The organism is Bacteroides salyersiae, assembly GCF_031172035.1.
Taxonomy (GTDB): domain Bacteria; phylum Bacteroidota; class Bacteroidia; order Bacteroidales; family Bacteroidaceae; genus Bacteroides; species Bacteroides salyersiae.
In genome coordinates this window covers 3,340,255-3,359,928 of the sequence record NZ_CP133452.1, presented here as the reverse complement: position 1 = coordinate 3,359,928, position 19,674 = coordinate 3,340,255, and the positions used below count along the sequence as shown (strand labels likewise).

17 protein-coding genes are annotated in these 19,674 nt (G+C 45.1%); all 17 read left to right on the top strand.

Annotation, left to right across the window (positions count from 1 at the left end; translation table 11 throughout):
• The first annotated feature begins 28 nt into the window (after positions 1-28).
• Positions 29-1,183 (top strand): galactokinase, encoded by a 1,155-nt coding sequence (gene galK, locus RB604_RS12350; protein WP_005923642.1) that lies wholly within the window; start codon positions 29-31, stop codon positions 1,181-1,183.
• A 339-nt stretch (positions 1,184-1,522) separates the two neighbouring features.
• The gene (locus RB604_RS12345) at positions 1,523-2,662 is read left to right on the top strand and encodes an aldose epimerase family protein (RefSeq protein WP_007480454.1); all 1,140 of its coding nucleotides are present in this window, start codon (positions 1,523-1,525) and stop codon (positions 2,660-2,662) included.
• 24 nt (positions 2,663-2,686) lie between these two features.
• Positions 2,687-4,375: a sodium:solute symporter gene (locus RB604_RS12340; RefSeq protein WP_005923649.1), complete on the top strand. Its 1,689-nt coding sequence runs from the start codon at positions 2,687-2,689 to the stop codon at positions 4,373-4,375.
• A gap of 27 nt (positions 4,376-4,402) precedes the next feature.
• The gene (locus RB604_RS12335; protein ID WP_055294919.1) at positions 4,403-5,080 is read left to right on the top strand and encodes an NUDIX hydrolase; all 678 of its coding nucleotides are present in this window, start codon (positions 4,403-4,405) and stop codon (positions 5,078-5,080) included.
• A gap of 5 nt (positions 5,081-5,085) precedes the next feature.
• The gene (locus tag RB604_RS12330) at positions 5,086-5,769 is read left to right on the top strand and encodes an L-ribulose-5-phosphate 4-epimerase (RefSeq protein WP_005923653.1); all 684 of its coding nucleotides are present in this window, start codon (positions 5,086-5,088) and stop codon (positions 5,767-5,769) included.
• Between the two features lie 65 nt (positions 5,770-5,834).
• Positions 5,835-7,364: an L-arabinose isomerase gene (gene araA, locus RB604_RS12325; RefSeq protein ID WP_005923655.1), complete on the top strand. Its 1,530-nt coding sequence runs from the start codon at positions 5,835-5,837 to the stop codon at positions 7,362-7,364.
• Between the two features lie 2 nt (positions 7,365-7,366).
• The gene (locus RB604_RS12320; protein WP_007480452.1) at positions 7,367-9,040 is read left to right on the top strand and encodes a ribulokinase; all 1,674 of its coding nucleotides are present in this window, start codon (positions 7,367-7,369) and stop codon (positions 9,038-9,040) included.
• Positions 9,041-9,401: 361 nt separating this feature from the next.
• Positions 9,402-11,411, top strand: a complete 2,010-nt coding sequence (locus RB604_RS12315; protein ID WP_005923660.1) for a transketolase family protein — start codon at positions 9,402-9,404, stop codon at positions 11,409-11,411.
• Entirely contained in the window at positions 11,411-11,845 is a 435-nt protein-coding gene (rpiB, locus tag RB604_RS12310) for a ribose 5-phosphate isomerase B (protein WP_007480450.1), read from the top strand. The genes RB604_RS12315 and rpiB overlap by 1 nt, the downstream gene beginning before the upstream one ends.
• A 168-nt stretch (positions 11,846-12,013) precedes the next feature.
• Positions 12,014-13,420, top strand: coding sequence for a glycoside hydrolase family 28 protein (locus RB604_RS12305; protein WP_021935574.1), 1,407 nt, complete (start codon positions 12,014-12,016; stop codon positions 13,418-13,420).
• Between the two features lie 716 nt (positions 13,421-14,136).
• Entirely contained in the window at positions 14,137-14,415 is a 279-nt protein-coding gene (locus RB604_RS12300; protein ID WP_005923669.1) for a tetratricopeptide repeat protein, read from the top strand.
• Positions 14,416-14,436: 21 nt separating this feature from the next.
• Positions 14,437-14,664, top strand: coding sequence for a 4Fe-4S dicluster domain-containing protein (locus RB604_RS12295; protein ID WP_005923672.1), 228 nt, complete (start codon positions 14,437-14,439; stop codon positions 14,662-14,664).
• Between the two features lie 11 nt (positions 14,665-14,675).
• Positions 14,676-15,758 carry a 3-methyl-2-oxobutanoate dehydrogenase subunit VorB gene (locus tag RB604_RS12290; RefSeq protein ID WP_021935575.1) on the top strand — a complete coding sequence of 361 codons (1,083 nt, stop codon included), beginning with the start codon at positions 14,676-14,678 and terminating at the stop codon, positions 15,756-15,758.
• Positions 15,759-15,830: 72 nt separating this feature from the next.
• Complete coding sequence (locus tag RB604_RS12285; protein ID WP_005923679.1) at positions 15,831-16,001, top strand: hypothetical protein; 171 nt, start codon at positions 15,831-15,833, stop codon at positions 15,999-16,001.
• Between the two features lie 12 nt (positions 16,002-16,013).
• Positions 16,014-16,778, top strand: coding sequence for a thiamine pyrophosphate-dependent enzyme (locus RB604_RS12280; RefSeq protein WP_055294917.1), 765 nt, complete (start codon positions 16,014-16,016; stop codon positions 16,776-16,778).
• Positions 16,779-16,867: 89 nt separating this feature from the next.
• Positions 16,868-17,422 carry a 2-oxoacid:ferredoxin oxidoreductase subunit gamma family protein gene (locus RB604_RS12275; protein ID WP_005923688.1) on the top strand — a complete coding sequence of 185 codons (555 nt, stop codon included), beginning with the start codon at positions 16,868-16,870 and terminating at the stop codon, positions 17,420-17,422.
• A 179-nt stretch (positions 17,423-17,601) separates the two neighbouring features.
• Complete coding sequence (locus RB604_RS12270) at positions 17,602-19,671, top strand: putative porin (protein WP_007480447.1); 2,070 nt, start codon at positions 17,602-17,604, stop codon at positions 19,669-19,671.
• The last annotated feature ends 3 nt before the right edge of the window (positions 19,672-19,674 follow it).

The window sequence follows — 19,674 nt, the reverse complement described above, 5'->3', positions numbered from 1 at the left end:
TATTAACTCTTAATAATTTAAAAGTATCATGGATATAGAACACGTAAGAAGTCGTTTCATCAAACACTTTGACGGAACTACAGGATTTGTTTATGCCTCACCGGGCCGCATCAACCTTATCGGCGAACATACCGACTATAACGGTGGATTCGTATTTCCAGGGGCTATCGATAAAGGAATGATTGCAGAAATCAAACCGAACGGAACAGATAAAGTACGCGCTTACTCAATCGACCTGAAAGACTATACAGAATTCGGATTGAACGAAGAAGACGCTCCCCGTGCCAGCTGGGCCAGATACATTTTCGGTGTATGCCGCGAGATGATCAAACGTGGTGTCGATGTAAAAGGATTCAATACAGCTTTTGCAGGCGATGTGCCATTGGGAGCCGGTATGTCTTCATCCGCCGCATTGGAAAGTACTTATGCTTTCGCACTGAACGAACTGTTCGGTGATAATAAAATAGATAAATTCGAATTGGCAAAAGTAGGCCAGGCTACCGAACACAATTATTGTGGTGTGAACTGCGGTATTATGGATCAGTTTGCTTCCGTATTCGGAAAAGCCGGTAGTCTGATTCGCTTGGATTGCCGTTCTTTGGAATATCAGTATTTCCCATTCAAGCCGGAAGGTTACCGCCTGGTTTTGGTTGATTCGGTGGTAAAACACGAATTGGCTTCTTCTGCATACAACAAACGCCGCCAGAGTTGCGAAGCTGCTGTAGCTGCTATCCAAAAGAAACATCCGCATGTAGAATTCCTGCGCGACTGTACAATGGATATGCTGAAAGAAGCGAAAGCAGACATTAGCGATGAAGACTATATGCGCGCCGAATATGTGATCGAAGAAATCCAACGCGTACTTGATGTTTGCGACGCTTTGGAAAAAGACGATTACGAAACTGTAGGTCAGAAGATGTACGAAACTCACCACGGTATGAGTAAATTGTATGAAGTAAGTTGCGAAGAGCTCGACTTCCTCAACGATTTGGCCAAAGAATGTGGTGTAACCGGATCACGCGTAATGGGTGGCGGTTTCGGCGGTTGTACCATCAACTTAGTAAAAGAAGAACTCTACGATAACTTCATCGCAAAAGCGAAAGAAGCATTCAAAGCTAAATTCGGCAGAAGTCCGAAAGTATACGATGTGGTAATCGGAGACGGTTCGCGCAGATTAGCATAACCCTATCTTAATAAAAAGAGGAAGAATATAAAATTTCGTCCTATAAAAATTTTACTTGCCCGGGAAATATGTTTTAAACATTTACCCGGGCAAGTTTTTTTACTTTTCACACCCGAATCCCTCTGTTCAAGCCATATACAACAAACGATTTCTTCCCTCATCCACACGAAAATTCACCCCACAGTCAAGCCATACGACTTGTAAATAATAAGATTTTATATTACAACAAACAAAATATATGCTGCACAACATATTAAAGTGTAATATTTACACCAAACAAAAGTGTTACTTTTACACCCAAAATAAGATAAGTATCTCATTTACATAAAATACTAATCCATGAAAAAGCAAATCTTATTAGTGGGACTCTCCACATTGATGCTGATGGCATGCCAACAGAAGCCAGACAAAGTATCTACATTATCCGGACTTGATCCGGTAAAATTCAGTACAGAAGTAAACCATTCCCAAACCAATCTTTATACATTAAAGAATAAATCGGGAATGGAAGTTTGCATTACCAATTTCGGAGGACGCATCGTATCTATAATGGTGCCCGACAAAGACGGAAAAATGCAGGATGTCGTGTTAGGATTTGATAACATCGATGACTATATCCGCATACCCAGTGATTTTGGGGCTTCCATCGGGCGATATGCCAACCGAATAGCTCAGGGTCGCTTCGTGCTGGACAATGACACCATACAATTACCGCAAAACAATTTCGGGCATTGTTTGCACGGCGGACCGCAAGGATGGCAATATCAAGTATACGATGCCAACCTTATAGACAATACAACATTAGAACTGACACGCCTATCTCCGGACGGAGATGAGAACTTTCCGGGAAACGTAACAGCTAAAGTCACATTCAAACTATCGGATGACAATGCTTTGGACATAAAATACAGTGCCACCACAGATAAGAAGACTATCATTAATATGACAAACCATTCTTATTTCAATCTTTCGGGAGATCCGTCACAACCCGCAACAGATCATATACTATATGTGAACGCAGATAATTATACCCCGGTAGACAGCACTTTCATGACTACCGGAGAGATAATTCCGGTGAAGGATACTCCTATGGATTTTATCACTCCGAAAGCAATCGGTCAGGACATCACTAAATATGATTTTGTTCAACTCAAAAACGGTAATGGCTATGATCACAACTGGGTATTGAACACCAATGGAGATATTACAAAACCTGCTGCCCGACTGACTTCCCCCCAAAGCGGCATTACATTGGAAGTATATACCAATGAACCCGGCATACAAGTATACACCGGCAACTTCCTGGATGGAAGCATACAAGGCAAAAAAGGCATTACCTACAATCAGCGAGCTTCCGTATGTCTGGAGACACAACATTATCCCGACAGTCCCAACAAGCCACAATGGCCCTCTGTAATACTGGAACCCGGGCAGACTTACAACAGCGAATGTATCTTCAAGTTTTCAATAGCAAAATAATATAAACTTAAAATCATTAATATCGTGGAAGCATTAGATTGGATTGTAATCGGAGTCTTTGCCCTGGCTCTGATCGGAATTATAGTTTGGGTAGTAAAACAAAAACAAAACGACTCTGCCGACTATTTTTTAGGAGGACGCGATGCAACATGGCTTGCCATCGGTGCATCTATATTTGCATCGAATATCGGTTCGGAACACTTGATAGGCCTCGCAGGTGCAGGAGCATCCAGTGGTATGGCTATGGCTCATTGGGAAATTCAAGGATGGATGATTCTTATCTTAGGATGGGTATTCGTACCGTTCTATTCCCGTAGTATGGTATACACGATGCCGGAATTTCTGGAACGACGTTACAATTCCCAGTCACGCACCATCCTTTCAGTCATTTCTTTAATCAGCTATGTACTTACCAAGGTAGCCGTTACGGTATATGCGGGCGGTTTGGTGTTCCAGCAAGTATTCGGTATCAAGGAACTTTGGGGAATCGACTTTTTCTGGATCGCTGCCATCGGTCTGGTGGTACTGACTGCATTATACACCATTTTCGGAGGAATGAAGTCCGTGCTATATACTTCCGTATTGCAAACTCCGATTCTGCTATTGGGCTCTTTGATCATACTTGTACTCGGTTTCAAAGAGCTCGGAGGATGGGACGAAATGATGAGGATTTGCGGTGCAGTCACTGTCAATGATCAAGGAAACACCATGACCGAACTCATTCGCAGTAATGATGATCCCAATTTCCCATGGTTAGGCGCATTGATCGGATCGGCTATCATCGGATTCTGGTATTGGTGTACGGATCAATTCATCGTACAGCGTGTTCTTTCCGGTAAAAACCAAAAAGAGGCCCGCCGGGGCACTATCTTCGGAGCCTATCTGAAGTTGTTACCGGTATTCCTGTTTCTGATTCCGGGTATGATCGCTTTTGCACTGCATCAAAAATACATCGGTGACGGTGGCTTCCTTCCCCTACTGGCTAACGGAACCCCGAATGCAGATGCCGCCTTCCCCACCCTTGTAGCCAAAATACTGCCTGCCGGTGTAAAAGGCTTGGTTGTATGCGGCATTCTGGCAGCATTGATGAGTTCACTGGCCTCTCTGTTTAATTCATCCGCCATGCTGTTCACCATCGATTTCTACAAGCGTTTCAAACCCCAGACTTCCGAGAAGAAGCTGGTAGTAATCGGCCAGATAGCAACAGTAGTCATCGTAATTTTAGGTATCCTGTGGATTCCTATCATGCGTAGTGTAGGAGATGTATTATATACCTATCTGCAAGACGTACAGTCGGTATTGGCTCCGGGTATTGCGGCCGCCTTCCTATTGGGTATTACCTGGAAAAAAACTTCTGCACAAGGCGGTATGTGGGGATTGATAGCCGGTATGGTGATCGGATTGACCCGCTTGGGAGCTAAAGTTTATTACAGCAATGCCACCGTCACCGACAGTTCTCTGTTCAAATATCTGTTCTATGACTTGAACTGGCTGTTTTTCTGCGGATGGATGTTCCTATTCTGCATAGTCGTCGTAGTGGTAGTCAGTCTGTTTACAACTCCTCCGACTGCCGAAAAGATACAAGGACTTGTATTCGGAACAGCTACCTCCGAGCAAAAAGCAACGACCCGTGCCAGTTGGAATCATTGGGATATTATCCATACTGTAATCATATTGGCTATTACAGCAGCTTTCTATTGGTATTTCTGGTAAGAACAACTGTATAAACAGATTTAATAAATGAATAATTATTATTCTTCGAATCCTACTTTCTATGTCAGCGTCGACTGTATCATTTTCGGCTTCAACGAAGACGGACTGAGCCTGTTACTGCTGAAAAGAAACTTTGAACCGGCTAAAGGAGAATGGTCTCTGATGGGTGGGTTCATTCAACAGAATGAAAGTGCTGACGAGGCAGCCAAACGCATTCTCGCAGAACTCACCGGACTGCAGGATGTGTACATGGAACAAGTGTATACTTTCGGAGAGATACATCGCGATCCGGGTGAAAGAGTAATCTCCATCGCCTATTATGCACTGATCAACATCAATGAATATGACCGTGAACTTGTGCAGAAACACAATGCATACTGGATGAACATCAACGAGCTCCCGCCTCTGATATTCGACCACCCGCAGATGGTGGAAAAGGCACAAGAGATGATGAGGACACAAGCATCTACAGAACCTATCGGGTTCAATCTGCTGCCCAAACTTTTCACCCTGTCGCAACTGCAGAGCCTGTACGAAGCGATTTATGGCGAACCGATAGACAAACGGAATTTCCGCAAGCGGGTAGCCGAAATGGACTTCATTGAGAAAACGGATAAAATTGATAAAACAGGATCCAAACGGGGAGCAGCCCTATACAAGTTCAATAACAAAGTATACCACAAATCCCCCAAATTTAAATTATAATTGATATGCTGGAAGAACTGAAAGAAAAAGTATTTCATGCCAATCTGGAATTAGTAAAGCATGGATTGGTCATTTTCACTTGGGGAAACGTATCGGCTATCGACCGCGCAACAGGATTAGTCGTCATCAAACCCAGCGGCGTCAGCTATGAGAAAATGAAAGCGAAAGACATGGTAGTAGTCGACCTCGACGGAAACGTAGTGGAAGGAACACTTAAACCCTCTTCGGACACTCCTACCCACGTGATACTCTACAAGGCATTTCCCGAAATCGGCGGCGTAGTACATACTCATTCCACCTATGCCACTGCATGGGCACAAGCGGGATGCGACATACCGAACATAGGAACAACCCATGCCGATTATTTCCACGATGCCATTCCCTGTACGGCGGATATGACCGTCCAAGAAGTGGAAGGAGACTACGAGTTGGAAACCGGCAATGTCATCGTAAAACGATTTGAGAAATTAAATCCGATGCATACGCCGGGAGTATTGGTAAAAAATCACGGTCCGTTTGCATGGGGAAAAGATGCGGGAGACGCTGTACACAATGCAGTGGTCATGGAGCAAGTGGCCAAAATGGCAAGCATTGCTTACACCATCAATCCCAATCTGACCATGAACCCGCTCCTGATAGAAAAACATTTCAACCGTAAGCACGGGCCGAACGCTTATTATGGACAGTAAGAATGAATGAAAGAGTGAAAGAATGAAATAACCAACGAATTAATAATTAAAAAATAAAAGAAGATATGAACAACGCATTTGATCAATATGAAGTATGGTTCGTAACAGGAGCACAGCTTCTGTACGGAGGTGACGCAGTAATCGCAGTAGATGCACACTCTAATGAAATGGTAAACGGATTGAACGAGTCCGGCAAACTTCCTGTTAAAGTGGTATACAAAGGTACGGCCAATTCTTCCAAAGAAGTGGAAACTGTTTTCAAAGCTGCCAACAATGACGAAAAATGTATCGGTGTCATCACCTGGATGCATACTTTCTCTCCTGCCAAAATGTGGATTCACGGTCTGCAACAGTTAAAGAAACCATTGCTGCACCTGCATACCCAGTTCAACAAGGAAATTCCATGGGATACAATGGATATGGATTTCATGAATCTGAACCAGTCAGCTCACGGCGACCGCGAATTCGGACATATCTGTACCCGCATGCGTATCCGTCGTAAAGTAGTGGTAGGCTATTGGAAAGAAGAAGATACTTTACACAAAATTGCTGTCTGGATGCGTGTTTGTGCCGGTTGGGCAGACTCACAGGATATGCTGATCATCCGTTTCGGAGACCAGATGAACAATGTTGCCGTAACTGATGGTGACAAGGTGGAAGCCGAACAGCGTATGGGTTACCACGTAGACTACTGCCCGGTAAGCGAACTGATGGAGTATCACAAAGAGATCGAGGATACAGATGTGGACGCATTAGTAGCTACTTATTTCAAAGAGTACGACCATGATGCAGCATTGGAAGACCCATCAACGGAAGCCTATCGGAAAGTATGGAATGCCGCTAAAGCCGAACTGGCTATCCGCGCTATCCTGAAAGCAAAAGGAGCAAAAGGATTCACTACCAACTTCGACGATTTAGGTGATATTGAATACAACGGTTTCGACCAGATACCCGGACTTGCTTCCCAACGTCTGATGGCAGAAGGTTACGGCTTCGGTGCGGAAGGCGACTGGAAATCGGCCGCCCTATATCGCACTGTATGGGTAATGAATCAGGGACTTCCGAAAGGCTGTTCTTTCCTCGAAGATTATACACTCAACTTCGACGGCGCAAAAAGCTCTATCCTGCAATCGCACATGTTGGAAGTTTGTCCGCTCATCGCTGCCAACAAGCCCCGTTTGGAGGTACACTTCCTCGGCATAGGTATTCGCAAGAGTCAGACCGCCAGACTGGTATTCACCTCAAAAGTCGGTACAGGCTGCACGGCTACTATCGTAGATATGGGGAACCGTTTCCGCCTGATCGTAAACGATGTAGAGTGCATCGAACCGAAACCGTTGCCTAAATTACCCGTCGCTTCCGCTCTCTGGATTCCGATGCCCAACCTCGAAATAGGTGCAGGAGCATGGATTCTGGCCGGTGGAACGCACCACTCTTGCTTCTCCTACGACCTGACGGCCGAATATTGGGAAGACTACGCCGAAATCGCAGGTATCGAAATGGTACATATCAATAAAGATACCACGATCAGCTGCTTTAAAAAAGAGCTGCGCATGAACGAAATTTATTATATGCTAAACAAAGCTCTCTGCTAATTATGGATAGTAAATTTGTAATAGGACTCGATTACGGTAGCGACTCTGCACGCGCTATCGTAGTCAATGCACTGACAGGCGAAACGCTTGCCACTGCCGTGCAATACTACCCCCGTTGGCAAAAAGGCCTGTATTGCAATCCTGCCATCAATCAATACCGCCAGCATCCGCAAGACTATATCGATGTGCTCGAAGGCACTGTAAAGGAAGCCCTTGCACAATGTCCGGCGGGTACTGCCGAACAAGTAGTCGGTATTGCTTTCGACACTACCGGAAGTACTCCCGCCCTGACAGATGCCAGTGGAACCCCACTTGCCCTGTTGCCCGAATTTTCCGAAAACCCGAATGCCATGTTCATTCTTTGGAAAGACCACACCGCCATTCAGGAAGCCGCCGAGATAAACAAAGCCTGCAAAGAATGGGACATCGACTATTCAGCCTATGAAGGCGGAATCTATTCTTCCGAATGGTATTGGGCAAAGGCCTTGCACGTGTTGAGAGCAGACGAAACGATACGCGCCAAAGCATATAGCATCGTAGAATATTGCGAATGGCTGCCTGCACTTATCACCGGAGTCAAGACAAGCAGTGATATTGTGCGTAGCCGTTGTGCCTGTGGTCATAAAGCGATGTGGCACGAAAAATGGGGCGGACTGCCTTCTGATGAATTCCTTACCAAGATAGACCCGTTGCTGACAGGATTCCGCGACCGTCTGTTCGAAAAAACAGAAACCGCCGACAAACCGGTCGGACATCTGACCGAAGAATGGGCGGCACGTCTCGGACTGACCACCAAAGTAGTGGTTGCCGGAGGGGCATTCGATTGCCATATGGGTGCTGTCGGTGCCGGAGTGACTCCCCACACATTCGTCCGGGTGATCGGTACGTCTACCTGCGATGTGATGGTAGCTTCCTATGAAGAGATCGGACACAATCTGATAAAAGGCATTTGCGGACAAGTGGACGGCTCCGTTATCCCCGGCATGATCGGTCTGGAAGCCGGGCAATCCGGATTCGGAGATATTTATGCCTGGTTCAAACGTGTTCTCGAATTCCCGTTGCACAACATCATCGGGCAATCGGCCTTGATCGATGAAGCCACCAAAGAAAAATTGATAGCCGAATCAATCGACCGTATCATCCCGGCTCTGACTGCCGAAGCAGAAAAGATTCCGGTAAGCGAAAGCACGGTCATTGCTACCGACTGGATGAACGGACGCCGTACACCCGATGCCAATCAGTTGCTGAAAGGAACAATCACCGGACTGACATTGGGCAGTACGGCTCCCCGTATCTTCCGCGCACTGGTAGAAGCGACCGCTTTCGGTTCAAAAGCCATTGTAGACCGATTCCGCAGCGAAGGCGTACAGATAGACAGCGTGATCGGTATCGGCGGTATTGCCCTGAAGTCCCCTTTCGTGATGCAGACATTAAGCGATGTGCTGGATATGCCTATCAAAGTTTGTCGCACAGACCAAGCATGCGCATTAGGCGCCGCCATGTTTGCCGCCACCGCCGCCGGTATCTATACCAAAGTCGAGGATGCACAGAAAGCAATGAACTCCGGCTTCGCCAACGAATATCGCCCCAATACCGAAAACGCAGCCGCCTATAAAGAGATATACGAAAAATATATCAAACTCGGTCAATTTACAGAAAAAGAGCTGTTTAAATAGCTAAGCAGTTTAGTAGTTAGTTAAGTAGTCAAGTAGTTAAGTAGAAATGACTTGCTGATGTGTTTCTCTTGACTATCTACTACTTGACTACTTAACTACTTGACTACTTAACTACTATATATATTGTATCATTTCCAATTCTCAAAAGTAAAAATCAATAAGTATGCAACTGACGTAAAACCAGTTAGTAAATAGTTTGTTATATATTCAGTATAACTCGGATTACGGTAAAAGCTTATTGTATTCAAAACAAGAACCATCTTTCAAAAGCCACAAAAAGATGTATGTTTTGTATTTCTAATTACACATAAAGAGTTATCTTTGCCAAAGAAAAGAATGAAATTTATAAATTTTAAGAGATATGAATGATAATAAACTTATGAACCGTGCAGCGGACAACATCCGTATCCTGGCTGCTTCGATGGTTGAAAAAGCCAATTCCGGACACCCGGGAGGTGCAATGGGTGGTGCAGACTTTGTAAACGTACTCTTCTCCGAGTTCTTAGTATATGACCCACAGAATCCGCGCTGGGAAGGACGGGATCGCTTCTTCCTCGATCCGGGACATATGTCGCCTATGCTCTATTCCGTGCTGGCTCTCACCGGTAAATATACGCTGGCCGAATTGGCACAATTCCGCCAATGGGACAGCCCCACTCCGGGACATCCGGAGGTAAATGTAATGCGTGGTGTGGAAAACACTTCCGGTCCTCTCGGACAAGGACATACCTATGCCGTAGGAGCAGCCATCGCCGCTAAATTCCTGAAAGCACGGTTCGGTGAAGTAATGAGCCAAACCATCTATGCCTATATTTCGGACGGCGGTATCCAAGAAGAAATTTCACAGGGTGCAGGACGCATTGCCGGAACATTAGGACTGGATAATCTGATCATGTTCTACGACTCCAACGACATCCAGCTTTCTACTGAAACAAAAGATGTCACAACAGAAGACGTAGCCATGAAATACAAGGCATGGGATTGGAAAGTAATCGAAATCAACGGTAACGACCCCGATGCCATCCGCGCTGCCCTCAAAGAGGCAAAAGCAGAAAGTGAACGCCCTACCCTGATCATCGGTAAAACAACGATGGGTAAAGGTGCACGCAAAGCCGATGGAAGCAGCTATGAAGCCAATTGTGCTACACACGGTGCTCCGTTGGGTGGAGATGCCTACATCAACACCATCAAAAATCTGGGTGGTAACCCGGACGAACCGTTTACAATCTTCCCCGAAGTGGCCGAACTGTATGCCAAACGCGCTGAAGATCTGAAAAAGATCGTAGCCGAGAAGCATGCCATAAAGGACGAATGGGCCAAAGCAAATCCGGAACTGGCAGCTAAAATGGCCGAGTTCTTCTCCGGCAAAGCTCCGAAAGTGAACTGGGATGCCATCGAACAGAAAGCAGGTATCGCCACCCGTGCCGCTTCGGCAACTGTGCTCGGCGCTCTTGCTACTCAGGTGGAAAACATGGTAGTGGCTTCTGCCGACCTCTCCAACTCCGACAAAACCGACGGCTTCCTCAAGAAGACACACGCATTCAAACGCGGTGACTTTAGCGGTGCTTTCTTCCAAGCCGGTGTATCCGAACTGAGCATGGCTTGTATCTGTATCGGTATGTCGCTTCATGGCGGTGTAATCCCTGCATGTGCCACTTTCTTCGTATTCTCGGACTACATGAAACCTGCTATCCGCATGGCCGCCTTGATGGAACAACCGGTGAAATTCATCTGGTCGCATGATGCTTTCCGTGTAGGCGAAGACGGCCCTACGCACGAACCGGTAGAACAGGAAGCACAAATCCGCCTGATGGAGAAACTGAAAAATCACAAAGGCCACAATTCAATGCTGGTACTTCGTCCGGCAGATGCCGAAGAGACGACTATCGCATGGAAGCTGGCTATGGAAAACGTCTATACCCCGACTGCATTAATCCTGTCTCGTCAGAATATTGCCAACCTTCCGGACGGAACGGACTATGCCCAAGTAGCCAAAGGCGCATACGTCATTGCCGGTGCCGACGAAAACCCGGATGTTATTCTGGTTGCTTCCGGATCAGAAGTTTCCACACTTGTAGCCGGAGCCGAACTGCTTCGTAAAGACGGTGTGAAACTTCGTATCGTATCCGCACCTTCCGAAGGCCTGTTCCGCAGCCAGGACAAGGCATATCAAGAATCTGTTCTCCCGACAGGTGCAAAGATATTCGGTCTGACAGCCGGTCTGCCCGTCAACTTGCAAGGTCTTGCCGGTGCTAACGGCAAAGTATTCGGACTCGAATCATTCGGTTTCTCCGCTCCATACAAGGTATTGGATGAAAAATTAGGTTTCACTGCCGAAAACGTATACAATCAGGTAAAAGAAATGCTATAATGAAAACAATCGGATTATGTTGCGACCACGCCGGTTTTGAGCTGAAAGAATTCGTTCGCGGATGGCTACAGGCAAAAGGCCGGGAGTACAAAGATTTCGGAACTTATTCTACCGAGAGTTGTGATTATCCGGATTTCGCTCATCCGTTGGCATTGGCTGTAGAAGCCGGTGAATGCTATCCGGGAATTGCTATCTGCGGAAGTGGAAACGGAATCAGCATGACACTGAACAAGCATCAAGGCATCCGCGCCGCACTTTGCTGGACCGCAGAAATCGCACATCTGGCCCGCCAACACAACGATGCCAATGTACTCGTGATGCCGGGACGCTTTATCAGTACTGAAGAAGCGGATATGATTCTGACAGAATTCTTCTCTACACCATTCGAGGGAGGAAGACACCAGAAAAGAATAGATAAAATTCCCGTAAAATAAGAACATAGTACAAGAAAACCCGGTTCAGACTGACTGAAGCCGGGTTTTCTTTTCATATTAAATCAAAAAACCCACCTTTTCAATCAAAATACATCAGATAGAGATGCGCGACAGTTCGTATTTTTGCAACCATAAAATCTATTATCCATCAAAAACAACCCAAAACAAATGAAAAGAATATTTGGATTCCTATCTTTGTTGTTAACAGCAGCAATCACTTTCGCCAATCCGATTGACTTTGACAAAGCTTTCAAAGAGAGCAAAAAGATCGAAAAGCAGATCAAGAAAACATCGTTCCCCAAACAAACGTACCACATCACGGATTTCGGAGCAAAAGCAGACAACGAGTCGGTACCTTGCCATGAAGCAATCAACCAGGCAATTCTTCAATGCAGCCTGACAGGAGGCGGCACAGTGATTGTTCCCAAAGGAACATTCTACACCGGTCCCATTACGTTGAAAAGCAATGTGAACTTTCACTTGGAGGAAGGAGCCGTACTGAAATTCCTCACTGATCAAAGCCTGTATTTCCCCGGTGTGATAACCCGTTGGGAAGGGTTGGACTGTTACAATGCGCGCCCTTTGATCTATGCTTACGGTGAAACCAACATCGCCATTACCGGCAAAGGCACCATCGACGGACAAGGCTCCAACGACACTTGGTGGCCAATGTGCGGTGCAGCCAAATATGGCTGGAAAGAAGGCATGGTGGCACAGCGTAACGGCGGTCGCGAACGTTTATTAATGTATGGAGAGACCTCCACTCCCATCTACAAGCGTGTGATGACACCGGAAGACGGTTTACGTCCGCAACTCATCAATCTGTACTCCTGCCACACCATCCTCATAGAAGATGTCACTTTGCTGAATTCTCCTTTCTGGGTGATTCACCCGCTTTTCTGTGAAAGCTTGATCGTACGTGGAGTGAACATTTTCAACCGTGGTCCCAACGGAGACGGATGTGACCCGGAATCCTGCAAAAACGTGCTGATAGAGAATTGTACATTCGACACCGGTGACGACTGCATCGCTATCAAATCGGGACGTAATGCCGATGGACGTAAATGGAATATTCCGAGTGAAAACATCATTGTACGTAACTGTAAAATGAAAAACGGACACGGCGGCGTAGTGATCGGCAGCGAAATATCCGGCGGATACCGCAATCTGTTTGTAGAAAACTGCCAAATGGACAGCCCCAATTTGGATCGTGTGATCCGTATCAAAACCAGTACTTGCCGGGGCGGCATCATCGAAAATGTATTTGTCCGTGATATCACCGTAGGCCAGTGCCGGGAAGCAGTATTGCGTATCAACTTGCAATATGAAAACCGTGAGAACTGCAACCGCAACTTTCCTCCTGTTGTCCGCAATGTACACCTGAAAAATGTAACTTGTGAAAAAAGCCGGTTAGGAGTGCTCATCATCGGGCTGGACGACGATCAACATGTATATAACATCAGCGTGGAAGACTCGCACTTCAATAATGTTGCAAAAGGAACCAATGACATAAAAGGAGCGAAAGACGTTACTCTCAAGAACCTATACATAAACGGAAAACTTGTAAAAGAGTAAATCCATAGAACCAGTCAAAAAAGATGTAGCATCCTTTCCAAAAAGACGTAACATCCTCTCCAAAAAGATGTAACGTCTTTCAAAAAAACATATAACGTCTTTAAGAAAAAGATTTAGCAGGCTTTAGAAAAAGATGCTAAGTCTTTTTTTTATTGGTTACTTTTATACCTGAAGCATATGGAAGTGTTTGATTTAAACCCTTTATCCATAGAGCCTACAGGGTGAAGCGACACTAAAGAAGAAAAGAACCGGCAGACCAATATCCCGATGCCGGGTATATACTCCCCCTGAGACTCCTTCTTACTGGTCGTATGCACCGTGCTTGACGCACGTAAGCACCGTTTCCGGATGGCTTTTGAACGGTACATAAAAACAAAGTTTGCCTTCACCCCGTAACGCCTATGAACAAAGGGTTTGATAGAAAAAGGTGAAGGCGGTGAACGGGGTAAAAACAAGTTGAATAGAGGTTATTTGCCACGAAATCCACAAACATACGGATCTTCTCCCTGCATCCGGAGTCAAAAGACCTCCTTACAAATTGTAACTCAGCCACTTCCCCGTAAAATAATAAAATGACAAATTGTCGTTAAAAACCCTTTATATCCTCTCTATTTTAAATAGAAAAAGAATAAAAGGAAGAAATTTAACCTGTTTCATGAGCAACGAATCTAAATAAAAAACTATCTTTGTAGTGCAAACTCTGAAACTCAACAGATATGGAACAAATGGAGACCATAAAAGAGCTTATCAATCAGGGAGATGTAAATAAGGCGATTGAAGCCCTCGATACTCTCCTCACTCAATCAGACTTCGCCGGAAAAGACGAAGTTTACTACCTACGGGGTAACGCTTACCGAAAACAAGGAAATTGGCAACAAGCCCTCAACAATTATCAATCCGCTATTGAGATTAACCCGGAAAGCCCGGCTTTGCAAGCCCGCAAAATGGTAATGGATATTCTGGAGTTCTATCACAAGGACATGTATAATCAATAAACGTAATAAAATCGATAGATTATGGCAAAAATTAAAGGAGCAATCGTAGTCGACACAGAGCGTTGCAAAGGCTGCAATCTGTGTGTGGTGGCTTGTCCGCTCAATGTAATATCACTCGCCAAAGAGGTGAACGTAAAGGGGTATAACTATGCCCGGCAGGTGTTGGAAGATACCTGCAACGGGTGCAGTTCGTGTGCAACGGTCTGCCCGGACGGTTGTATCTCAGTGTATAAAGTTAAATGTGAATAAAAGAAACGAATATGGCAGAAGAAGTTGTATTAATGAAAGGTAACGAAGCCATCGCTCACGCAGCCATCCGTTGCGGTGCCGACGGATACTTCGGTTACCCTATTACTCCGCAATCGGAGGTATTGGAAACGCTGGCTGACCTGAAACCATGGGAAACTACCGGTATGGTAGTGCTTCAGGCAGAAAGTGAAGTAGCAGCTATCAACATGGTATATGGTGGAGCCGGAAGTGGCAAGATGGTACTGACCTCCTCTTCAAGTCCCGGCGTCAGCCTGAAACAAGAGGGTATCTCCTATCTGGCCGGTGCCGAACTTCCCTGTTTGATTGTAAATGTGATGCGCGGCGGCCCGGGATTAGGAACCATCCAACCCAGTCAGGCAGATTATTTCCAGACAGTAAAAGGCGGCGGACACGGTGACTATAAACTGATCGCACTCGCTCCGGCTTCCGTACAGGAAATGGCTGATTTCGTCGGACTTGCCTTTGAACTTGCCTTCAAATATCGTAATCCGGCTATCATCCTTGCCGACGGTGTTATCGGACAGATGATGGAAAAAGTAGTGCTACCGCCTATGAAACCTCGCCGTACCGATGCGGAAGTAATCGCACAGTGCCCGTGGGCCAGTACAGGTAAAACCAAAGACCGCAAGCCTAATATCATTACATCACTCGAACTCCGTCCGGAAGAAATGGAAAAGAACAACATCCGTTTCCAGGCCAAGTATCGTATAATCGAAGAGAATGAAGTGCGTTTCGAGGAAATCGATTGTGAAAATGCAGAATACCTGATCGTAGCGTTCGGTTCAATGGCGCGTATCGGACAAAAGGCAATGGAACTGGCACGTGAAGAAGGTATCAAGGTAGGTATGCTTCGCCCCATCACGTTATGGCCTTTCCCCACAAAAGCCATTGCTGCATATGCCGGAAAAGTGAAAGGCATGCTTGTTACCGAGTTGAATGCCGGACAGATGATTGAAGATGTACGCCTTGCCGTAAATGGGAAAGTAAAAGTAGAACATTTCGGCCGTCTCGGTGGTATTGTTCCCGATCCTGACGAGATAGTGACTGCTCTTAAAGAGAAAATAATGCAATAATAATTTACGGTTAGACTCAAAGAAATTCCAATCGTCTAATCATAAACCGTCTAATCGTTAAATAGAATAAAGATGAATCCCGATAAAATAAGAAATGTATTGAACATACTTTTCATGATACTTGCTCTGGCAGCTATTATCGTTTACTTCGTGGCAGATGATTTCAAGATATTCATCTACGTCTGCGGTGCGGCGATCTTCGTCAAGCTGATGGAGTTTTTTATACGATTCACCAACAGATAAGGAGAACAAGTTATGACTAAAGAAGAAATAATCAAACCCGAGAATCTGGTTTATAAAAAACCGACTCTGATGAACGACAATGCCATGCACTACTGCCCGGGTTGCAGTCACGGCGTGGTACATAAACTCATTGCCGAAGTCATCGAAGAGATGGGAATGGAAGATAAAGCCGTAGGTATCTCTCCGGTAGGTTGTGCCGTTTTTATCTACAACTATCTTGATATCGACTGGCAGGAAGCTGCCCACGGACGTGCCCCTGCACTGGCCACCGCCATCAAACGTCTGTGGCCGGATCGCTTGGTATTTACTTATCAAGGTGACGGTGATTTGGCTTGTATCGGTACTGCCGAAACCATCCATGCACTGAACCGTGGCGAAAACATTACCATTATCTTTATAAACAACGCCATTTACGGTATGACCGGCGGACAGATGGCTCCTACCACCCTTGTCGGCATGAAAACAGCTACTTGTCCTTACGGACGCGATGTGAATCTCCACGGTTATCCGCTAAAGATTACCGAAATAGCTGCCCAACTGGAAGGAACGGCATACGTCACCCGCCAATCCGTACAATCGGTTCCGGCTATCCGTAAAGCCAAGAAAGCCATCCGTAAAGCATTCGAAAATTCAATGAACGGCAAAGGTTCCAATCTGGTAGAAATCGTATCGACTTGTAGTTCCGGCTGGAAGATGACACCCGAAAAGGCCAATAAATGGATGGAAGAACACATGTTTCCATTCTATCCATTAGGTGATTTGAAAGATAAAGAATAATAGTAGCATAAATTCAGCCAAGCAGCAAATGTAACCGACAATTGGCACATTGGCATATTGGCACATTATCACATTATTACATTATTAACATGAAAGAAGAAATCATTATAGCAGGCTTCGGTGGACAGGGTGTACTGTCTATGGGCAAGATTTTAGCATACTCAGGATTGATGGAAGGTAAAGAGGTTACCTGGATGCCGGCTTACGGACCAGAGCAACGTGGAGGTACGGCCAATGTTACCGTTATCGTAAGCGATGAAAAAATATCTTCACCCATCCTCAGTAAGTACGACACCGCCATCATCTTAAATCAGCCGTCACTCGAAAAGTTTGAAAGCCGCATTAAACCCGGAGGCATACTTATCTATGACGGATATGGAATTATCAACCCGCCCACGCGCAAGGATATCAAAGTATATCGTATCGATGCGATGGATGCAGCCAATGAAATGAAAAATGCCAAAGCATTCAACATGATTGTGTTGGGTGGATTATTAAAACTCCGCCCTATCGTAACATTGGAAAATGTCATCAAAGGCTTAAAAAAGACACTTCCCGAACGCCATCACCACTTGATACCGATGAACGAAGAGGCCATCAAAAAAGGGATGGAACTGATAAAAGAGTTGAAAATTGAAAGTTGAAAGTTGAAAGCTTATTCAGTTGAAAGTTGAAAATTTGGAAGAAATAGAGAGTTGAAAGCTTATTCAGTTGAAAGTTGAGAGTTAAAAGTTAAAAGTTACTATGCAGCATCACAGCGCAGCCAACTTTCAACTTTCAACTTTCAACTTTCAACTTTTTAGTACTATCTTTGCGCCCAATTATGAGACGATTCCTACTTACATATATATTACTTGTCATTGTAGGTCAGTTGGCTATCCAAGCGCAAGTCAACCCTAATAATCCGTATGACGACCGGATAGATGAATTCGGTAATATCGTAGATCAATACGGCAATCAGATTGATCCTGCCATGCGTCCGCAAAACCCGGATAGTAGCAATGTAGAAATACAAGGACTCCCCCCCAAGCTCTACATGTGGCACATCAGTGAAAATCTGGGAACTGTAACCCGTACACCTGCAGATACATTACGTCTAAACTTCCAGAATACCAATCTTACGGAAGGAATGACAGGGCACTATAATTATCTGTCCAATATGGGTGCCCCGCGTATATCCCGTATCTTTTTTGACCGTGACGCTACCCAGGAGCCGACTATCTTCATGCAGCCCTACTCCTTTTTCTTTATACGGCCGAACGAATTCAATTTCACCAACAGTAACGTTCCCTACACCAATCTGACATACTATAAAGCCGGTAGTAAAGTAAATGGTGAAGAACGCTTTAAAGCATACTTCTCGGTCAACGCAAATAAGCAACTGGCTTTCGGTTTCAATATCGATTACTTATACGGACGAGGATATTACAACCATTCGAGTACCTCCTTTTTTAATGCCGCTCCTTTCATCAGCTATATGGGAGAGCGATATGAAGGAACACTGTTATACAGCTATAACTATCTGAAAAACAACGAGAATGGAGGAATCACGGACGACAACTACGTCAAAGATCCCGAAGCCGTATCCGGCGGGCAGCAAAGTTATGAGTCGATCAATATGCCAACGGTTATGAGTACGGCTACTTCCCGAAATTCAGATAGCTATGTTTTTCTGGCACAACGTTATAAGTTAGGTTTTCACCGCGATCTGCCACAAGAAGAAAACGACACGTTGCCACCTGTGCAGGAGTTTGTCCCCGTCACCAGCTTCATCCATACGATGCAGGTAGAATGGAGCAAGCATAAGTTTACTTCAGAAGACCAGTTGAAAGACTATTATCAAAATACATACATCAAGCCGGGCGTCCCTTATATCGTCGACGATTCCACCTCCTATATAGGAGTAAAAAACACATTGGGAATCTCCCTTCTCGAAGGTTTCAATAAATACGCCAAAGCCGGACTGACCGGTTTTATCTCACATAAATTAAGTAAATACGAACTGATGAATAAAGACTCGGTCAGCATAGATCGCTATACCGAGAATGAAGTCTTTGTAGGCGGTGAATTATCTAAACGGCAGGGCAGCATCCTTCATTATCATGCCATTGGCGAAGTGGGATTATTGGGAAAAGCCATCGGACAGTTTAATGTAAAAGGCGACCTCGATCTGAATTTCCGTTTGGGAAAAGACACGGTCAGTTTGATAGCACGCGCAACGGTAAGTAATACATTACCCTCATTTTATATGCGACATTACCACTCCAAGCATTTCTATTGGGATGATGATAATATGGATAAAGAATTCCGTACACGCATAGAAGGCGAACTGAACATCGAACATTGGAAAACAAACTTGAAAGCCGGTGTAGAAAACATTAAAAACTACACTTATTTCAACCAACAAGCCCTTCCGGAACAATTCGGAGGCAACATCCAAGTACTTTCGGCCACATTATCCCAAGACTTCAAACTTGGAATTCTTCATCTGGACAATGAAGTTACCTGGCAAAAATCGAGTAACAGCACAATCTTACCCTTACCGGACCTCTCGTTATACCACAACCTGTATATAGATTTCAAACTGGCGAAAAAAGTACTGAGTGTTCAATTGGGTGCTGATGCACGTTACTTTACCAAATACCATGCACCGGCTTATATGCCTGCTACGGGACAGTTCCACCTACAGCCAACCAATGATCAAGTGGAGATAGGCGGCTATCCCATTGTCAATGTATATGCCAATCTTCATCTGAAACGGACACGTTTCTTCGTTATGATGTATCACGTAAACGATGGATTGATCAATCGTCCGAATGCATTCTATGCACCTCACTATCCCATCAATCCCCGACTGCTGAAATTTGGTGTATCCTGGAATTTCTATGATTAATCC

Coding starts and splice junctions, on each gene's coding strand:
- galK (WP_005923642.1), top strand. CDS start 29: ATGGATATAGAACACGTAAGAAGTCGTTTCATCAAACACTTTGACGGA.
- RB604_RS12345 (WP_007480454.1), top strand. CDS start 1,523: ATGAAAAAGCAAATCTTATTAGTGGGACTCTCCACATTGATGCTGATG.
- RB604_RS12335 (WP_055294919.1), top strand. CDS start 4,403: ATGAATAATTATTATTCTTCGAATCCTACTTTCTATGTCAGCGTCGAC.
- RB604_RS12330 (WP_005923653.1), top strand. CDS start 5,086: ATGCTGGAAGAACTGAAAGAAAAAGTATTTCATGCCAATCTGGAATTA.
- araA (WP_005923655.1), top strand. CDS start 5,835: ATGAACAACGCATTTGATCAATATGAAGTATGGTTCGTAACAGGAGCA.
- RB604_RS12320 (WP_007480452.1), top strand. CDS start 7,367: ATGGATAGTAAATTTGTAATAGGACTCGATTACGGTAGCGACTCTGCA.
- RB604_RS12315 (WP_005923660.1), top strand. CDS start 9,402: ATGAATGATAATAAACTTATGAACCGTGCAGCGGACAACATCCGTATC.
- rpiB (WP_007480450.1), top strand. CDS start 11,411: ATGAAAACAATCGGATTATGTTGCGACCACGCCGGTTTTGAGCTGAAA.
- RB604_RS12305 (WP_021935574.1), top strand. CDS start 12,014: ATGAAAAGAATATTTGGATTCCTATCTTTGTTGTTAACAGCAGCAATC.
- RB604_RS12300 (WP_005923669.1), top strand. CDS start 14,137: ATGGAACAAATGGAGACCATAAAAGAGCTTATCAATCAGGGAGATGTA.
- RB604_RS12295 (WP_005923672.1), top strand. CDS start 14,437: ATGGCAAAAATTAAAGGAGCAATCGTAGTCGACACAGAGCGTTGCAAA.
- RB604_RS12290 (WP_021935575.1), top strand. CDS start 14,676: ATGGCAGAAGAAGTTGTATTAATGAAAGGTAACGAAGCCATCGCTCAC.
- RB604_RS12285 (WP_005923679.1), top strand. CDS start 15,831: ATGAATCCCGATAAAATAAGAAATGTATTGAACATACTTTTCATGATA.
- RB604_RS12280 (WP_055294917.1), top strand. CDS start 16,014: ATGACTAAAGAAGAAATAATCAAACCCGAGAATCTGGTTTATAAAAAA.
- RB604_RS12275 (WP_005923688.1), top strand. CDS start 16,868: ATGAAAGAAGAAATCATTATAGCAGGCTTCGGTGGACAGGGTGTACTG.
- RB604_RS12270 (WP_007480447.1), top strand. CDS start 17,602: ATGAGACGATTCCTACTTACATATATATTACTTGTCATTGTAGGTCAG.